Consider the following 14,864-nt stretch of genomic DNA (forward strand, 5'->3'; position numbering starts at 1 on the left):
GGGAGCTCCGATGCGGACTGCTCGACTGCGGACTGTGCACCCCGTCCTCTGGGCCGGGTGGGCGGCGCTCGCTGCCGGAGCGGTGCTGTGCGTCATCGGCTGGTACGGGATCTCGGGCGAGCGGTTCGCCGAACGGCAGCTGCCCTATCTCGCGTCCTGCACGGTGCCCGGTGCCGCCTTGATCATCGCGGGTGCGGTGCTGCTCACCCACGGCAGGAACGCCCTCGCGGCGGCGCGCGTGGAGGAGCTGTACGCGCTCCTGGTGGCTGCCGAGCCCGCCGACGCCGACGAGTCCGGGCAGGCCGCCGCCGCGCCCGTCGCCGTCAGCGGCGAGCTGCTGATGGTGCCGGGCGGCACACTGTGGCATCGGGCCGACTGCCCGCTGGTCGCCGGGAAGGCGGACGCCCTGCCGGTCGACTCGCGGGTCCTCGCGCGCGGGGAGCTGGATCCCTGCCCGATCTGTGAGCCCGCCGTCTCGGACGACCGGTCGTCCGAGGCAGGCGACTGATGGCGTCACTGACGTACGACCTCACGCTCGCCGGGCTCTCCGTCGGCGCTGCCGCCGCGCTCACCGGGATCGGGCTGATCGTCACCCACCGGGCGACAGGCGTGCTCAACTTCGCGCACGGCGCGATCGCGATGGTGTGCGCCTATCTGCTGCGCCAGCTCACGGTCGAGTGGGACTGGCCGCTCCCGCTCGCCGCCGCCCTCACCCTGCTCGTGGTGGCACCGGGCATCGGCATGGCCCTGGAACGCTTCGTCTTCCGTCCGCTGTCCGTCCTCGGCAGCGATCCGGCGCAGACGCTGGTCGCCTCCATCGGCGTGTTCGTACTGCTGGTCGGCGGCGCGGCGCTGATCTGGGGGCCGGGCGCCCACTCGGACGCGCCGACCCTCGTATCGGCGGATCCCTGGGGGCAGTTGGCCGTGACGCTGGTGCTGGCCGTGGGTGTGGGGGCGCTTACCCGTTGGACGCGCTTCGGCCGGGAGCTGCGGGCCGTCGTCGACGACCGCTCGCTCGCCGTGCTCGGCGGCATCGACGCGGACCGGGTGGCCGCGGCGGGCTGGGCCTTCGGCTCGTTCACGGCGGGACTGACCGGGGTGCTCCTGGCGCCCTACGTACGGCTGGATCCGTATGGCCTGCCGCTGCTGGTCATGGAGGTGGTGGCGGTCGCCGTGGCCGCCCGGATGCGCAGCCTGCCCGTGGCCGTCGTGGTGGCGCTGGGCATCGGGGTCGCCCAGAGCCAGCTGACGCGGCTGCACCCGTCGGGCTGGCGCGAGCCGCTGGTGCAGGCGCTGGGGGCGAACCTCTTCGTCGTCGCCCTGCTGATCGCGGCGCTGGTGCTGCCGGGGATCGGCGCCCGGGACGCGCTGCCGCGCACCGCGACCGCGCGGGTGGCGACACCGCCGGGCGCGTGGATAGTGGCCGTGGTCCTCTTCCTGATCCCCCTGGGCTTCGCGGGCCGGGATCTGCATACGTCCGTGCAGGTCCCGGCGCTGGGCGTAGTGCTGCTTTCGCTGGTCGTGGTGACGGGTCGCGGCGGCCAGATCTCGCTCGGCCAGGCGGCGTACGCGGGTCTCGGCGCCCTCTTCACGGCACTGCTGGCGGCGGGCCGCTTCCCGGGCCTGCCGGAGCTTCCCGAACTGGCCGCGCTGGCCGTCGCCGTCCTGCTGGTGGCTCCCCTCGGCCTGCTGACCGGCTGGCCCGCCATCAGCCGGCACGGTCTGGCCCTCGCCCTGGCGACCTTCGCTGTGGGCGTCGGCGTGAGTCGCTTCGTCTTCGCGCAGCCGTACGCGACGGCGGGCCTGACGCTGGGCCGCCCGGCGGGCTTCGAGAACGACCGCGCGTACTACGTACTCGAACTCGTCCTCCTGGCAGGCGCGTTGCTCGCCGCGCACGCACTGCGCCGGGGCCGCACCGGCCGCGCCCTGGCCGCGATGCGCGACCACGAGGCGGGCGCGTCGGCGGCGGGCGTCCGCGTGCCCGCACTGAAGCTGACGGCCTTCGTGGCGGGCGCGGCCCTGGCCGCCCTCGGCGGCGGCATGCTCGGCATGGGCCTGCGCGCCTTCGACCCCGCCGCGTACGACCCCGTGCGCGGCCTCCTCTGGTTCGCCGCGATCGTCGTCCTCGGCGCCGACAGCGTCCTGGGCGCACTGGCCGCGGCGGCACTCCTGGTGGGCCTGGACGCGGGCACCCGCGGCGGCGTGGCCGCCGCCCTGATCGGCTTCCTGGCGGTGCTGGTGGGCCGCTTCCCCGGCGGGCCCTACGAGGCGCTGCGTCTGGCGGCGGGCCGCCTCCGGCTGCGCCGCGAGGCGACGCTCACGCCGCTGGGGGCCGCCGTACGGAGAAGGCTCCGCCCGAAGCCGCCTGCGTGGCGCAGGGCGCGGGTGGCGGTGGGGGCGACGGGGGTCTCGGCGGGGGCACCCGGTCCCGCCGGGGAAGGCGGTCCCGCCGGGGCGAGTCACCCGGGTGGCACGCCCCGTCAGGGCACGGCCCAGGGCCCGAGCGGGACGCGCGAGCCAGGCAGAACACCCGCCGGCCCGAGCCGCGCGGCACCTGGCCGAACCGAAGAGCCAGGGGCGGCAGGGACACCCGGCCCCGCCAGGGCAGGCGGCCCAGAAGGCACGCCCCGCCCGGGCACAACGCCCCCCAGCCCCGACCACGCGGCACCTGACCGAAACGCCGCGTCCGAGTCGGCCGGGACCCCCACCGGCCGCGGCCCTGCGTCTCCCCCGAAACCGCGGGGTGCGCCGGCCGAGCGTCTCCTCCGCGCCCGCGGACTTCGTGTCACCTACGACGGCTTCACCGCCCTCGACGGTGTCGACCTCGATCTCCCCCCGGGCACGGTCACCGCGGTCGTCGGCCCCAACGGGGCCGGAAAGAGCACCCTGTTCCACTGTCTCGCCGGGACCGTGCGGCCGGACGCGGGGCGTGTCACGTTCGGGGAGTGGGATGTCACCCGGTTTCCGGCGCACGCCCACACGCGCCTCGGCGTGGCGCGGACGTTTCAACAGCTCGCCGTCTTCCCGACGTTGACGGTGGCCGAGAACGTGCGGGTCGGGGCCGAGCAGGGGCGCGTCGTGGATCCGGGCGCCGTGGAGCGCGTGTCGCGGCTGCTCGGACTCGACGGGGCGGTACGGGCGTTGCCCGCGGCGGGGCTGCCGACTGGCACCCTGCGGCGTGTCGAACTCGCCCGGGCCCTGGCGGGCAGCCCGCGTGTCCTGCTCCTCGACGAGCCCGCGGCGGGCCTCGACACGGGCGAAGTGGCCGCGCTGACCCGCGTGTTGCGGGCCCTCGCCGCCGACGGCATGGCCCTGCTCGTCGTCGAGCACGACCTCGACCTGGTGGCCGACCTGGCCCACACCGTGCACGTCATGACGGCGGGCCGCATCGTGGCCTCCGGCCCCGCCGGTCACGTACTCGACCACCTCGAAGGACTCGACACGGCGGTCGAACAATGAACACCGGCATTTCGCTGCGCCACGCGCGCGTGCGGTACGGCCCGCTGGAGGCCCTGCACGGAGTGACCCTCCTCGCGCCCGCCCCCGGCCTCACCGTCCTGCTCGGCCGCAACGGCTCGGGCCGTACGACCGCACTGCGCGCCCTCGCCGGAACCGTCCCCCTGTCCCGTGGCGCCGTGGTGTGGGACGGCACCGACGTGACGCGGATGCCCGCATATGAACGGGCCCGCCGCGGACTGTGCCTGGTGCCGGAGCGGCAGGCCGTCTTCGGCTCGCTCACCGTCCGCGAGAACCTGGAACTCGCGTCCACCGGCGGCCACTTCGAGCCCGCCCTCGACGCCTACCCCGCACTGCGCCCCCTGCTCGCCAGAAAGGCCGGCACCCTCTCCGGCGGCGAGCAACGCATGCTCGCCCTCTCCCGCGCCCTCCTGGCACGCGCGCGCGTGGTGCTCGTCGACGAACCCGCGCAGGGCATGTCACCGCCGGTCGCGGCCCGCACGTACGAACTGCTCGGCGGCCTCGACGCCTGTGTGATCGTGGCCGAACAGCGACTGCCGCCCGGCCTGGGCGGCAGGGCGGCAGTCGTGTACGAACTCCGGCGTGGCGAGGTCGTGTTCAGCGGCGAGGCGGCGGAGCCGGCAGCGGCGGACCCATCAGCACCGGAGCGGGAGTGATCGCCCGGCCGGAGGCGGTTCCCCTGGGGAGGCTCAGCATCATGCCGGTAGTCAGCCGGTTCGGATCCTTCCCGACGATCTGCTTGTTGAGCTGGTAGAGCGCCTGCCAGCCGCCCTGGATCCTGTAGCGGCGGGCGATCGACGAGAGCGTCTCGCCGGGCTTCACCACATGCGCCCGGCCCTTGAGCCCGTACCTCTTGGAGCAGACGGGCCACGCCTCCCATCCCTGGACGCTCAGCACCCCCTCGGCGACGGTGATCTGCTCCTGACGGGTGGCCAGATCCGCGCGCGGCGCGTACTTCAGCCCGCCGAACAGCTCCCAGGTGGACTGCCGGAACTGCAGCCCTCCGTAGTAACCGTTTCCGGTGTTCACATCCCAGCGGCCACTGCTCTCGCACTGGGCGAGACAGCCCCAGGGCCACTGGTCCTTCTCACAGTCGTACGCCGCCCGGGCCACGCCGGGAGGTCCGGGCGCCGGAGGCGGTGGCGCCGGGGCAGCCTCGGCGGGGGCGAGCAGGGTCAGGGCTACGGCGACGACAGCCGCGTACCACGTGCGCTTGATCAGCATCGGGCCACGCTAAGCAGGCCGTCACGGCGGTCCGTTGAGCCGCGCCTGAGACGGGTGGGGCCCCACCCGGTCGGAGGACCGGACGGGGCCCGAGGCCCGAGGGCAGGAGTAAGGGCTCAGAGGTTGAGCCGCTGCCCGGGGACGATCATGTTGGGATCGGCGCCGATGGCGGCCTTGTTGGCGGCGTAGATCCGCTCCCAGGTGGTCCCGTGTCGCGCGGCGATGCCGCTCAGCGTGTCGCCGGTGCGGACGGTGTAGTCGCCGCGGGACGTGTCGCGGCCGGTGTGGCTCGTCGAGCGGGCCGGCGTCTTCGACGGCTTCGCGGGCTTGGACGGGGCGGCCTTGGTGCTGGGCGTGGACGCCGCGGGCGCGCTGCCGGACGCGCCGGCACGCGAGGAGCAGGTGGGCCAGGCGCCCCAGCCCTGCGCGCGCTGCACCTTGGTGGCCACAGCGATCTGCTGCGCCTTGGAGGCCTTGTCGGCGGTCGACGCGTAGGCCGTGCCGCCGTACGCCCGCCAGGTGGCCGCGGAGAACTGGAGTCCTCCGTAGTAGCCGTTACCGGTGCTGATGTGCCAGTTGCCGCCGCTCTCGCACTGGGCGATGCGATCCCACACTCCGCTGTCCGCCGCTGCGGCGTTGCCGTTCGCGGCGAGCAGCCCGAGCGGGGCGAGCAGTGCCGCCCCGGCGAAGACCGCGGTGGTACGAACCTTGCGAGTGTTGTCGGCACAATCGGACATGTATTTCCCTCTCGAAGGACTCGGGGTCCCCCAAGGCGGGACGGAACTCGCCGCCCTTTGGCCGCGGTCGTTCCGGTCCGCCCCGTCCGCCGACGGTGGTGCTTCGAGCTGGCTGTGGTGCGGCCGGCGGACGTACCCGAGCGGTGCTCGTTGCACACGGCCGAGGAATCTAGGGAGTCACGCGGTCCGATATCAACCAAATGCTTGTCATTCCAGGCCAGTTCGCCGTTACCAGCAGTATCGGCGAATTCCGGCCACCCACTTCATTCGCCGATATTATGATTTGTCGACCTGACGCACTGACGATCTGTGACTCACCTCACCGGATCAACTTCCTTGGACATCCGAGAAGCTGGCATGGAGTAGCAGATTCCGCATCGGATTTCACCGTGCGCGCAGGATGGTTCGATTCCGTTTGCTCCCGGGCGTGACTCCGGCCACAGATCGCCCGTTGTCTTCTTCATGAACCGGGAACCCACCCGGTTCATGAGCCGGGAGCCGCCCGGCGACGCCACGCACCACATCCCGAGGAGCCACCCGTGCCGCGCATGCTCGACGTCAGCGACGACGTACGCGCCGAGATCGGCGACGAAGAAGCCGACCGGCTGCTCGCCGGAGAGAACGCCCCGGGCAGTTACGACTGCACGTCCTGCCGCACCCCGGGCGACTCGGAACAGGAGCGCACCAGCACCGTCCTGTTCATCGGCGAGGAGACCGCCGTCCTCGCCTTCGCCCACGCCACCTGCCTGCCCTCGCAGGTCGTCCAGGTCACCGAGGAGCAGCTGCAGGGGGCCGTCCGCTCGATCACCGGCCAGGAGTCGGCCACCGGGCACGAGCCCCTCACCGAGGCCATGCCCGAGCAGGCCGTCCTCGGTGTCACCAGCGGACTCGTCCTGCTCGGCGACGAGTTGCACCCCGCCCTCGTCGTCGAGCCGACCGGGCCCATCGCGCGCCCCGGCACGACGGGAGACGGCGGTGACGACTTCCTGCCGCTCCTCATCGAGCAGGGCTTCATGCCGCTGCCCCAGCTGACCGAGGTGCCGCCCGTGCTGCACGGCTGGTCCGTGCTGCTCGCCATGGGCCAGCTGCACGCGGTCCTGCAGCCCGGCACCGGCGGCGGCTCGCCCGTCGCCTGGTGGCAGGCCCACCAGCCGCTCCATGTCACCGACAGCTGGCGGCAGGCCGCCAACAAGCACCAGCAGGTGCTGCTGTTCGCGGCCCCTGTCGGCTCGATCGGCCGCCAGCCCCGCGAGGACCTGCTCCGCGAGGCCCTCGACAAGGCGGCGGCCGACGGCAAGCTGGTGGCGTGCGCGATGCCGCTGGCCGGAACCTGAGGGTGAGCACCGGTTCCCGAATGCGCCCGGCCCAGGCATCAGCCCAGGTCGGGCGCATCCGTTGAGGCCCGGGGTCGTTGGCACGTACGTGCACACCTACGACGCCCCTCGCCGCCTGCCGTACACGTCACCGATCCCGGCCATGCGGTCGGCGCAGGACTCCTCCGGTCATTCGGCCACGCCGATCTACGACGCGCTCTACGCGGAGTTCCGCCGGTCGTTCCGGACCCTGCCGGGCGATCGCAGCGGCGAGGAGGAGCTGGGCTTCACCGCCTTCGGCACCGTGCAGCACGCGAGCGGACGCCCGGCCTCGCGCGGCCGCACCACCACCGGCACCTGGCAGCCGGTCGCGCGGCAGCACGCCTCGGGGCTGATCCCGGCGCAGCCGCCCCGGCCGCGCAAGGAACGCTGACGCGGCAGCTCGTACGTACGGAGAGGGCCCCCAGCACCAGCAGGGGGCCCTCTCCAACGCCCGGACGGCGCCCGTTACTTCTTCTTGCCGCGCTTCTCGCGCACGCGTACGGAGATATGGATCGGCGTCCCCTCGAAGCCGAACTGCTCGCGCAGGCGCCGCTCCACGAAGCGCCGGTAGCCGTGCTCGATGAAGCCGGACGCGAAGAGCACGAACCGCGGCGGCTTCGTGCCCGCCTGCGTACCGAACAGGATCCGCGGCTGCTTGCCGCCCCGGATCGGGTGCGGATGCGAGGCGACCAGTTCACCGAGGAAGGCGTTCAGCCGGCCCGTCGGGACCCGGGTCTCCCAGCTCGCCAGTGCGGTCTCGATGGCCGGGACCAGCTTCTCCATGTGGCGGCCCGTGAGCGCCGAGACGTTCACGCGCGGCGCCCACGCCACCTGGGCGAGCTCGGTCTCGATCTCCCGCTCCAGGTAGTAGCGGCGCTCCTCGTCGAGGGTGTCCCACTTGTTGAAGGCGAGGACGATCGCACGGCCGGCCTCCACGGCCATCGTCACGATGCGCTGGTCCTGGACGGAGATGGACTCGGAGGCGTCGATGAGGATCACCGCGAGCTCCGCCTTCTCGACGGCGGCGGCCGTGCGCAGCGAGGCGTAGTAGTCGGCGCCCTGCTGGAGGTGGACACGCTTGCGGATACCCGCCGTGTCCACGAACTTCCAGGTGATGCCGCCGAGTTCGATGAGTTCGTCGACCGGGTCACGGGTGGTGCCCGCGACCTCGTTGACGACCACGCGCTCCTCGCCCGCCACCTTGTTGAGCAGAGACGACTTGCCGACATTCGGGCGGCCGATCAGGGCGATACGGCGCGGTCCGCCGACGCCGACGCCGAAGGTCTGCGCCGGGGCGTCCGGCAGCGCCTCCAGTACGGCGTCCAGCATGTCGCCGGTGCCGCGACCGTGCAGCGCGGAGACGGGGTGCGGCTCGCCGAGGCCGAGGGACCAGAGGTACGCCGCGTCGGCCTCGCCGCTCGGGCCGTCGACCTTGTTGGCGCACAGCACGACGGGCTTGCCCGCCTTGCGCAGCAGCCGTACGACCGCCTCGTCGGTGTCGGTCGCGCCGACCTTGGCGTCCACGACGAAGACGACCGCGTCGGCCGCGTCGATCGCGTACTCGGCCTGCGCGGCCACGGACGCGTCGATGCCGAGGACGTCCTGCTCCCAGCCGCCGGTGTCGACGACCTTGAAGCGGCGGCCCGCCCACTCGGCCTCGTAGGTGACGCGGTCACGGGTGACACCGGGCTTGTCCTCGACGACCGCCTCGCGGCGGCCGATGATGCGGTTCACCAGGGTCGACTTGCCGACATTCGGGCGGCCGATGATGGCGAGGACCGGGAGCGGGCCGTGTCCGGCCGCCTCGATCGCGCCTTCGACGTCCTCGACGTCGAAGCCCTCTTCCGCGGCGAGCTCCATGAACTCCGCGTACTCGGCATCGCCAAGCGCCCCGTGCTCGTGCTCCGAGCCGTCGGGCTGGATGTGGTCGTTCATGAAGTCCGTACCTCGTCGTTCATCGTGGTGATCGGTGGAACGCCCCGATATCGGGTGATCCACTACTCAAGTGTCGCCTAGCGCCCGGTGGGGCGCCCGGCGTTTTCCAGGCGCCCCGTGAGACGCCTGGCATCTTCCAGGTGCGCGCTGAGCTGCTTCTGGATGCGCCCGGTCGCCTCGTCGAGCGCCTTGCGCGTACGCCGCCCGCTGCCGTCGCCCGCCTCGAAGGGGTCGCCGAAGACGACGTCGACGCGGCTGCGCAGCGGAGGCAGCCCCTTTATCAACCGTCCGCGCCGCTCCGTACTTCCCAGCACGGCGACCGGAACGACCGGCGCTCCGCTGCGTACGGCGAAGTAGGCGAGCCCGGCGCGCAGGGAGGCGAAGTCGCCCTCGCCGCGGCTGCCCTCCGGGAAGATGCCGAGCACACCGCCGGCCGCCAGGACGCCCAGCGCCTGGGTGATCGCCGCCCGGTCGGCGGTCGAGCGGTCCACCTTCAGCTGGCCGACGGCGCGCATGAAGGGGCCGAGCGGGCCGACGAACGCCTCCTTCTTGACCAGGAAGTGCGACGGTCGGGGCGCCACGCCGATGACCATCGGACCGTCGATGTTGTGGGAGTGGTTGACAGCGAGGATCACCGGGCCCGTCGTGGGGACCTTCCAGGCGCCCAGCACGCGCGGCTTCCACAGCCCGTACATCAAGCCGACGCCGATGCGCCGCCCGACCTCCGCGCCCCGCTCCGACGGTGCCGTCACTTCGCTGCCCGCTTCTCCTCGACAAGGGTGACGACGCACTCTATGACCTGCTGGAGCGTGAGGTCGGAGGTGTCCACCTCGACCGCGTCGTCCGCCTTGGCGAGCGGCGAGGTCTTACGGGTGGAGTCGGCCGCGTCCCGCTTCAGCAGGGCCTCGCGGGTCGTGTGGAGGTCGGCGCCCTTCAGCTCACCGCTGCGGCGGGCGGCGCGGGCCTCCGGGGACGCGGTGAGGAAGATCTTCAGGTCGGCATCGGGCAGCACGGTCGTCCCGATGTCCCGGCCCTCGACGACGATGCCCTGCTCGGCCGCCGCGGCGACCGAACGCTGCAGCTCGGTGATCCGGGCGCGCACCTCGGGCACGGCACTGACCGCGCTCACCTTGGAGGTGACCTCCTGGGTGCGGATCGGGCCCGAGACGTCCGTGCCGTCCACCGTGATGGTCGGCGCCGAGGGGTCCGTACCGGACACGATCTCGGGCTTCGCGGCCACGGCGGCGATCGCGGAGGGGTCGCTGATGTCTATGCCGTTGTTCACCATCCACCACGTGATCGCCCGGTACTGAGCGCCGGTGTCGAGGTAGCTCAGACCGAGCTGGGCCGCGACGGCCTTCGAGGTGCTCGACTTGCCCGTGCCGGAGGGGCCGTCAATGGCGACGATCACTGCCGGTGCGGTCCGGGCGGCGCTGGTTTCCACGGGTGCGGGCACCTTCCTGGTACGGGGTGGTGGGCTGGGACGGGCACGATCGCGCCCCGCACAAGGTTACTGTCTCCCCGAGCCCGGTATTACTGGCCTCCGGCCGACCCGCGCCTATTGCCGGATCGCCCAGCCCCGCTCCCGCAGCGCAGCCGTGAGCACAGGCGCCACCGTCGGCTTCACCATCAGCTCCACCAGGCCCGCCTGCTGCCCGGTCGCGTGCTCGATGCGTACGTCCTCGATGTTGACGCCCGCCTGGCCCGCGTCCGCGAAGATGCGGGCCAGTTGGCCCGGCTGGTCGTTGATGAGGACGACGACGCTCTCGTACACCGTGGGGGCGGCGCCGTGTTTGCCGGGGACGCGGACCTGGCCGGCGTTGCCGCGGCGCAGGACGTCCTCGATGCCGGAGGCGCCCTCGCGGCGCTTGGCCTCGTCGGAGGACTGGAGGGCGCGCAGGGCCTGCACCGTTTCGTCCAGGTCGGCGGAGACGTCCGCGAGGAGGTCGGCGACCGGGCCCGGGTTCGCGGACAGGATGTCGATCCACATCCGGGGCTCGGAGGCCGCGATCCGGGTCACGTCACGGATGCCCTGGCCACAGAGACGTACGGCGGCCTCCTCGGCATGCTCCAGACGCGCGGCGACCATGCTGGACACCAGGTGGGGCATGTGGGAGACCAGCGCCACCGCGCGGTCGTGGGCGTCGGCGTCCATCACGACCGGTACGGCACGGCAGTGCGACACCAACTCCAGGGCGAGGTTGAGCACTTCGGTGTCGGTGTCCCGGGTCGGCGTCAGCACCCAGGGCCGCCCCTCGAAGAGGTCCCCGGTCGCGGCCAGGGGACCCGACTTCTCACGGCCCGACATGGGATGCGAACCGATGTACGCGGAGAGGTCGAGCCCCAGCGCCTCCAGCTCACGACGCGGCCCGCCCTTGACGCTGGCCACGTCCAGGTAGCCGCGCGCGACCTTGCGCCGCATCGCGTCGGCGAGCGTCGCGGCCACGTGCGCGGGCGGCGCCGCCACGATCGCGAGGTCGACGGGACCCGCGGGCTCCTCGTCCGTGCCGGCGCCGAGCGCGGCGGCGGTACGGGCCTGCTCCGGGTCGTGGTCGGCGAGGTGCACGACGACGCCACGCCCCACCAGGGCCAGCGCCGCCGATGTGCCGATGAGCCCCGTACCGATGACGAGTGCGGTCCTCACTGGGCGATGTCCTTGCGGAGCGCGGCCGCGGCGCCGAGGTAGACGTGCGCGATGTCGGAGCGCGGCAGATCGGACTCGATGTGCGCGAGGACGCGTACGACCCGGGGCATCGCGCCCTCGATGTCCAGCTCCTGAGCGCAGATCAGCGGTACGTCGGCGATGCCGAGCTTGCGCGCGGCGGCTGCCGGAAAGTCGCTGTGCAGGTCGGGCGTCGCCGTGAACCAGATGCTGATGAGGTCCTCGGTGGTCAGGCCGTTCCGCTCCAGGATGGCGGTGAGCAGCTCGCTGACCTGCTCGTCCATGTGCCCGGCTTCGTCCCGCTCCAGTTGGACGGCGCCGCGGACCGCTCGTACCGCCACGGTGTCGCTCCTCGCTGATGTACGTATCGGCTCTGTGCACATCCAGCGTAGTCAGCCCGCGGTACGCGGGTACGCGGCGCCCGCCTGCCGAGACGAGCGATGAGCGCCCTGTCACGGCCCGGCCGCAGCCCCTGCCAATGTCACGGAACCGTACGGTCCCGCCAATTGGGGCGAAACGGTCCGGGTCCGCCTCTGGACGCTGCCCCGCGCGTCCGCTTGCATGGGGATGCTGTCCGCGACGCCTCGGGGGAGGCACAAATGAAGCGCTCCGGACCACTTTTCACGCTTCTCGGGGGACTCCTGCTGGCCCTGTTGATGCTGTCGCTCAACGCGACGACAGGGACGAGCACCACCTCGTCGGGCGAGGGCGAGACGCCCGCCACGAAGGTGTCGCCCAGCCCGACGCCCGAGCCGACGAAGACGACCGCGTCACCGAGCCCGTCGAAGAACACACCGTCGCCGAGCGCACCGGGCAACGCCGACTACGCGGGCCGTACGGACGACGATTCCTCCGCGGTCGCGGTCTCACTGCGCGACGGCAGGGCGATCGCGTACTTCTGCGACGGCCGGGACCAGGAGTCCTGGCTGAAGGGCGACGTCAAGGCCGACGGCAGTATGCGCCTGACCAGCCAGCAGGGCGGCGTGCTGAACGGCGAGCTGAAGGGCAGCCGGATCAGCGGCACGGTGGACATGGGTCAGCAGGAGTACGGGTTCACCGCCGACAAGGCGCTCAAGCCCTCGGGGCTGTACCGGGCCACCGAGTCCGTACGCGGCGCCGAGATCGACGGCGGCTGGATCGTGCTGCCGGACGGTCAGCAGGTCGGCATCCTCAAGCGTGGCGGCACACCCTCGGCCGCGCCCCGTATCGACCCCGAGACCGGCGCCGTGACGGTCGACGGACAGCAGCTCACCGCCCGGCCCGTGCAGCCGTAGTCCTCCGTTCAGCCCTGACCGCAGGGAGCAGCCGACCATGACCGTCGACCCGAACGCCGCCACCCAGGACTTCCCCTCGCCCGAACCGGCCCGCCGTCCACAGGCCTCCCGTTACCTCGTCCCGGCCCTGGTCGCCGGGGCGGTCGCCCTCGCCCTCGGCGCGTACGGCAAGGTGCACGAACCGGCGGGCACGGCCTTCAACCTGGCCGGGTTCAGCAGCACGGGCGCCGTCAAGTCCTGGCTGGCCACGGGGGCGATGGGCTTCGCGGTGGTGCAGTTCGTCTCGGCGCTCATGGTGTACGGGAAGCTGCCGGGCCCCAGCTGGGCAGGGGTGCTGCATCGCTGGTCGGGGCGGGTCGCGTTCCTGGCCGCGGTACCGGTCGCCGTGCACTGTTTGTACGCATTGGGCTACCAGACATACGAACCGCGCGTATTGTGGCATTCGCTCCTGGGTTGCTTCTTCTTCGGTGCCTTCAGCGCCAAGATGCTGCTTCTTCGCTCGGAGCGACTGCCCGGGTGGCTGCTGCCCATCGTCGGCGGGCTCGTCTTCGCCGCGCTCACGGTGGTCTGGCTGACGTCCGCCCTCTGGTTCTTCCGCACATTCGGAGTGACGACATGACGATCCGCTCGACGCGTCGCACGGTTCTCGCGGCGGGGGCGGCCGGCGCGGCTGCGCTGCTCGCGGGGTGCAGCGAGTACGGGAACGAGAACGGCGGGGGCGAGGCGGAGTCGCCGGCTCCGGAGGAGCCGACGTCCGGCGAGTCCCCCGGCGAGGCCCCGGCCGGTGAGGAACTGGCCAAGACTGCCGACATCCCGGTCGGCGGCGGCAAGATCTTCAAAGACGAGCAGGTCGTCGTCACCCAGCCCGAACAGGGCGAGTTCAAGGCCTTCTCGGCCATCTGCACACACCAGCGCTGCACGGTCGCCAACGTCTCGGACGGCACCATCAACTGCACCTGCCACGGCAGCAAGTTCCGTGTCGCCGACGCCTCGGTGGCCGACGGCCCGGCGACAAGACCCCTCCCCGAGGAGAAGATCACGGTCACGGGAAATTCGATTCGCCTGGCGTGAACCGGCCCTTACGCTCGTCCGCATGAGCCCCGAGGACCTGGTAAACGATCACACGATCTACTCCTGCGTCATGGGCTCCCGTGCCTTCGGTCTGGCCACGGACACCAGTGACACAGACGTCCGGGGCGTGTTCCTGGCCCCCACCCCGCTCTTCTGGCGCTTCGAGAAACCGCCGACGCACGTCGACGGCCCCGCGGACGAACAGTTCAGCTGGGAACTGGAGCGCTTCTGCGCACTCGCCCTGCGCGCCAACCCGAACATCCTGGAGTGCCTGCACTCCCCGCTCGTCACGCACGCGGACGACACGGGCCGCGAACTCCTCGCCCTGCGTGAGGCGTTCCTCTCCCGCCAGGCGCACGACACCTTCGCGCGCTACGCACTGGGCCAGCGCAAGAAGCTGGAAGCGGACGTCCGCACCCACGGCGCGCCCCGCTGGAAGCACGCCATGCACCTGCTGCGCCTCCTGACGAGCTGCCGCGACCTGCTCCGCACGGGCACCCTGACCCTCGACGTCGGCGACCAGCGAGAGCCCCTGCTCGCGGTGAAACGCGGCGAGGTCTCCTGGCCGGCCATCGAGTCCCGCATGGCCCGCCTCGCCACGGAAGCGGACGAGGCAGTTGCCCGCACCCCGCTCCCGCCCGAGCCGGACCGGGCTCGGGTCGAGGACTTCTTGATCCGCGTCCGACGCGGCGGCGCCGTTGCCTCCGGCGGTTGAGCGGTGGGGTTCGTTGTCGGGTGCGGGTGCGTGGTGGTTGCTCGCGCCGTTCCCCGCGCCCCTTTGGGTCCGGTGGGTGGGTCGGGGCCGTGGGCCGGTGCGTCAGCCCGTCGCAGGCCGGGCGTACGGCCCTTTGCTGGTACACGGTGCGGGTGGCCTGAGACAGAACCTACGCGACGGGCATACGACGCACCGGCCCACGGCCCCTCCCGCCGGGGGGAGGGAGCGGGTAGTTGGGGGTGCGGGCTTTCCCTGGGCGGGGCGTTTGGGCGAGCGCGGGCTTGTGATTTCTGGGGTGCGGGCAGCCGCAGGCTTTTTAGGGGGGCGGGGAACTGCGCGACCAGCCACGACGCACCGGCAGTCGCCAACGAAACGAACCCACCACCCCCGTAGGCAACCTGCCCAACCGCCGGA

Annotated in this window: 16 protein-coding genes; 9 read left to right on the forward strand and 7 right to left on the reverse strand. The window is 72.3% G+C overall.

Going from position 1 to position 14,864, the window contains the following annotated elements; translation table 11 throughout:
* Nucleotides 1-10 precede the first annotated feature (10 nt).
* The 3 genes from ACYVO6_RS02240 to ACYVO6_RS02250 are packed head-to-tail and all read left to right on the forward strand — an operon-like array spanning nt 11 to nt 4,133.
* Nucleotides 11-508 carry a hypothetical protein gene (locus tag ACYVO6_RS02240; protein ID WP_461056667.1) on the forward strand — a complete coding sequence of 166 codons (498 nt, stop codon included), beginning with the start codon at nt 11-13 and terminating at the stop codon, nt 506-508.
* Nucleotides 508-3,459, forward strand: coding sequence for an ABC transporter permease subunit (locus ACYVO6_RS02245; protein ID WP_461056668.1), 2,952 nt, complete (start codon nt 508-510; stop codon nt 3,457-3,459). The genes ACYVO6_RS02240 and ACYVO6_RS02245 overlap by 1 nt, the downstream gene beginning before the upstream one ends.
* The gene (locus tag ACYVO6_RS02250) at nt 3,456-4,133 is read left to right on the forward strand and encodes an ATP-binding cassette domain-containing protein (RefSeq protein ID WP_461056669.1); all 678 of its coding nucleotides are present in this window, start codon (nt 3,456-3,458) and stop codon (nt 4,131-4,133) included. The genes ACYVO6_RS02245 and ACYVO6_RS02250 overlap by 4 nt, the downstream gene beginning before the upstream one ends.
* Here ACYVO6_RS02250 and ACYVO6_RS02255 read toward each other — a convergent pair.
* Nucleotides 4,075-4,701 (reverse strand): transglycosylase family protein, encoded by a 627-nt coding sequence (locus tag ACYVO6_RS02255; protein WP_461056670.1) that lies wholly within the window; start codon nt 4,699-4,701, stop codon nt 4,075-4,077. The genes ACYVO6_RS02250 and ACYVO6_RS02255 overlap by 59 nt on opposite strands.
* A gap of 116 nt (nt 4,702-4,817) precedes the next feature.
* Complete coding sequence (locus ACYVO6_RS02260) at nt 4,818-5,438, reverse strand: transglycosylase family protein (protein WP_461056671.1); 621 nt, start codon at nt 5,436-5,438, stop codon at nt 4,818-4,820.
* Between the two features lie 539 nt (nt 5,439-5,977).
* Between ACYVO6_RS02260 and ACYVO6_RS02265 the strand changes: the two genes are divergently transcribed.
* Nucleotides 5,978-6,772 carry a hypothetical protein gene (locus tag ACYVO6_RS02265; protein ID WP_461056672.1) on the forward strand — a complete coding sequence of 265 codons (795 nt, stop codon included), beginning with the start codon at nt 5,978-5,980 and terminating at the stop codon, nt 6,770-6,772.
* A gap of 88 nt (nt 6,773-6,860) precedes the next feature.
* A complete protein-coding gene (locus ACYVO6_RS02270; protein ID WP_461056673.1) occupies nt 6,861-7,184 on the forward strand; it encodes a hypothetical protein in 324 nt (107 codons plus the stop codon).
* A 74-nt stretch (nt 7,185-7,258) separates the two neighbouring features.
* On the opposite strand, the gene der is transcribed toward ACYVO6_RS02270, so the two are convergent.
* The 5 genes from der to aroH all read right to left on the reverse strand — a co-directional run bounded on the left by der (nt 7,259) and on the right by aroH (nt 11,731).
* Complete coding sequence (gene der / locus ACYVO6_RS02275) at nt 7,259-8,728, reverse strand: ribosome biogenesis GTPase Der (RefSeq protein ID WP_461056674.1); 1,470 nt, start codon at nt 8,726-8,728, stop codon at nt 7,259-7,261.
* A 77-nt stretch (nt 8,729-8,805) separates the two neighbouring features.
* Nucleotides 8,806-9,423 (reverse strand): lysophospholipid acyltransferase family protein, encoded by a 618-nt coding sequence (locus ACYVO6_RS02280; RefSeq protein ID WP_461056728.1) that lies wholly within the window; start codon nt 9,421-9,423, stop codon nt 8,806-8,808.
* A gap of 53 nt (nt 9,424-9,476) precedes the next feature.
* A complete protein-coding gene (gene cmk, locus ACYVO6_RS02285) occupies nt 9,477-10,172 on the reverse strand; it encodes a (d)CMP kinase (protein ID WP_461056675.1) in 696 nt (231 codons plus the stop codon).
* 114 nt (nt 10,173-10,286) lie between these two features.
* On the reverse strand, nt 10,287-11,372 hold the full coding sequence (locus ACYVO6_RS02290) for a prephenate dehydrogenase (RefSeq protein WP_461056676.1): 1,086 nt from the start codon (nt 11,370-11,372) through the stop codon (nt 10,287-10,289).
* Complete coding sequence (gene aroH / locus ACYVO6_RS02295; RefSeq protein ID WP_461056677.1) at nt 11,369-11,731, reverse strand: chorismate mutase; 363 nt, start codon at nt 11,729-11,731, stop codon at nt 11,369-11,371. The genes ACYVO6_RS02290 and aroH overlap by 4 nt, the downstream gene beginning before the upstream one ends.
* A gap of 258 nt (nt 11,732-11,989) precedes the next feature.
* Here aroH and ACYVO6_RS02300 point away from each other — a divergent pair, with 258 nt between their 5' ends.
* From ACYVO6_RS02300 to ACYVO6_RS02315, 4 genes are read left to right on the forward strand one after another with little or no spacing between them, the layout of a single operon-like run.
* Nucleotides 11,990-12,664, forward strand: coding sequence for a hypothetical protein (locus ACYVO6_RS02300; protein ID WP_461056678.1), 675 nt, complete (start codon nt 11,990-11,992; stop codon nt 12,662-12,664).
* Between the two features lie 37 nt (nt 12,665-12,701).
* A complete protein-coding gene (locus tag ACYVO6_RS02305) occupies nt 12,702-13,283 on the forward strand; it encodes a DUF6529 family protein (RefSeq protein ID WP_033324025.1) in 582 nt (193 codons plus the stop codon).
* The gene (locus tag ACYVO6_RS02310; protein ID WP_461056679.1) at nt 13,280-13,735 is read left to right on the forward strand and encodes a Rieske (2Fe-2S) protein; all 456 of its coding nucleotides are present in this window, start codon (nt 13,280-13,282) and stop codon (nt 13,733-13,735) included. Before ACYVO6_RS02305 ends, ACYVO6_RS02310 begins: the two co-directional genes overlap by 4 nt.
* A 22-nt stretch (nt 13,736-13,757) precedes the next feature.
* Nucleotides 13,758-14,450, forward strand: coding sequence for a nucleotidyltransferase domain-containing protein (locus tag ACYVO6_RS02315; protein ID WP_461056680.1), 693 nt, complete (start codon nt 13,758-13,760; stop codon nt 14,448-14,450).
* The last annotated feature ends 414 nt before the right edge of the window (nt 14,451-14,864 follow it).

Source organism: Streptomyces pseudoechinosporeus (assembly GCF_054783935.1).

Bases quoted from the DNA above. Each gene is read 5' to 3' on its own strand.
- ACYVO6_RS02240 (WP_461056667.1), top strand. From the start codon at position 11: ATGCGGACTGCTCGACTGCGGACTGTGCACCCCGTCCTCTGGGCCGGG.
- ACYVO6_RS02245 (WP_461056668.1), top strand. From the start codon at position 508: ATGGCGTCACTGACGTACGACCTCACGCTCGCCGGGCTCTCCGTCGGC.
- ACYVO6_RS02250 (WP_461056669.1), top strand. From the start codon at position 3,456: ATGAACACCGGCATTTCGCTGCGCCACGCGCGCGTGCGGTACGGCCCG.
- ACYVO6_RS02255 (WP_461056670.1), bottom strand. From the start codon at position 4,701: ATGCTGATCAAGCGCACGTGGTACGCGGCTGTCGTCGCCGTAGCCCTG.
- ACYVO6_RS02260 (WP_461056671.1), bottom strand. From the start codon at position 5,438: ATGTCCGATTGTGCCGACAACACTCGCAAGGTTCGTACCACCGCGGTC.
- der (WP_461056674.1), bottom strand. From the start codon at position 8,728: ATGAACGACCACATCCAGCCCGACGGCTCGGAGCACGAGCACGGGGCG.
- ACYVO6_RS02280 (WP_461056728.1), bottom strand. From the start codon at position 9,423: ATGTACGGGCTGTGGAAGCCGCGCGTGCTGGGCGCCTGGAAGGTCCCC.
- ACYVO6_RS02300 (WP_461056678.1), top strand. From the start codon at position 11,990: ATGAAGCGCTCCGGACCACTTTTCACGCTTCTCGGGGGACTCCTGCTG.
- ACYVO6_RS02305 (WP_033324025.1), top strand. From the start codon at position 12,702: ATGACCGTCGACCCGAACGCCGCCACCCAGGACTTCCCCTCGCCCGAA.
- ACYVO6_RS02310 (WP_461056679.1), top strand. From the start codon at position 13,280: ATGACGATCCGCTCGACGCGTCGCACGGTTCTCGCGGCGGGGGCGGCC.
- ACYVO6_RS02315 (WP_461056680.1), top strand. From the start codon at position 13,758: ATGAGCCCCGAGGACCTGGTAAACGATCACACGATCTACTCCTGCGTC.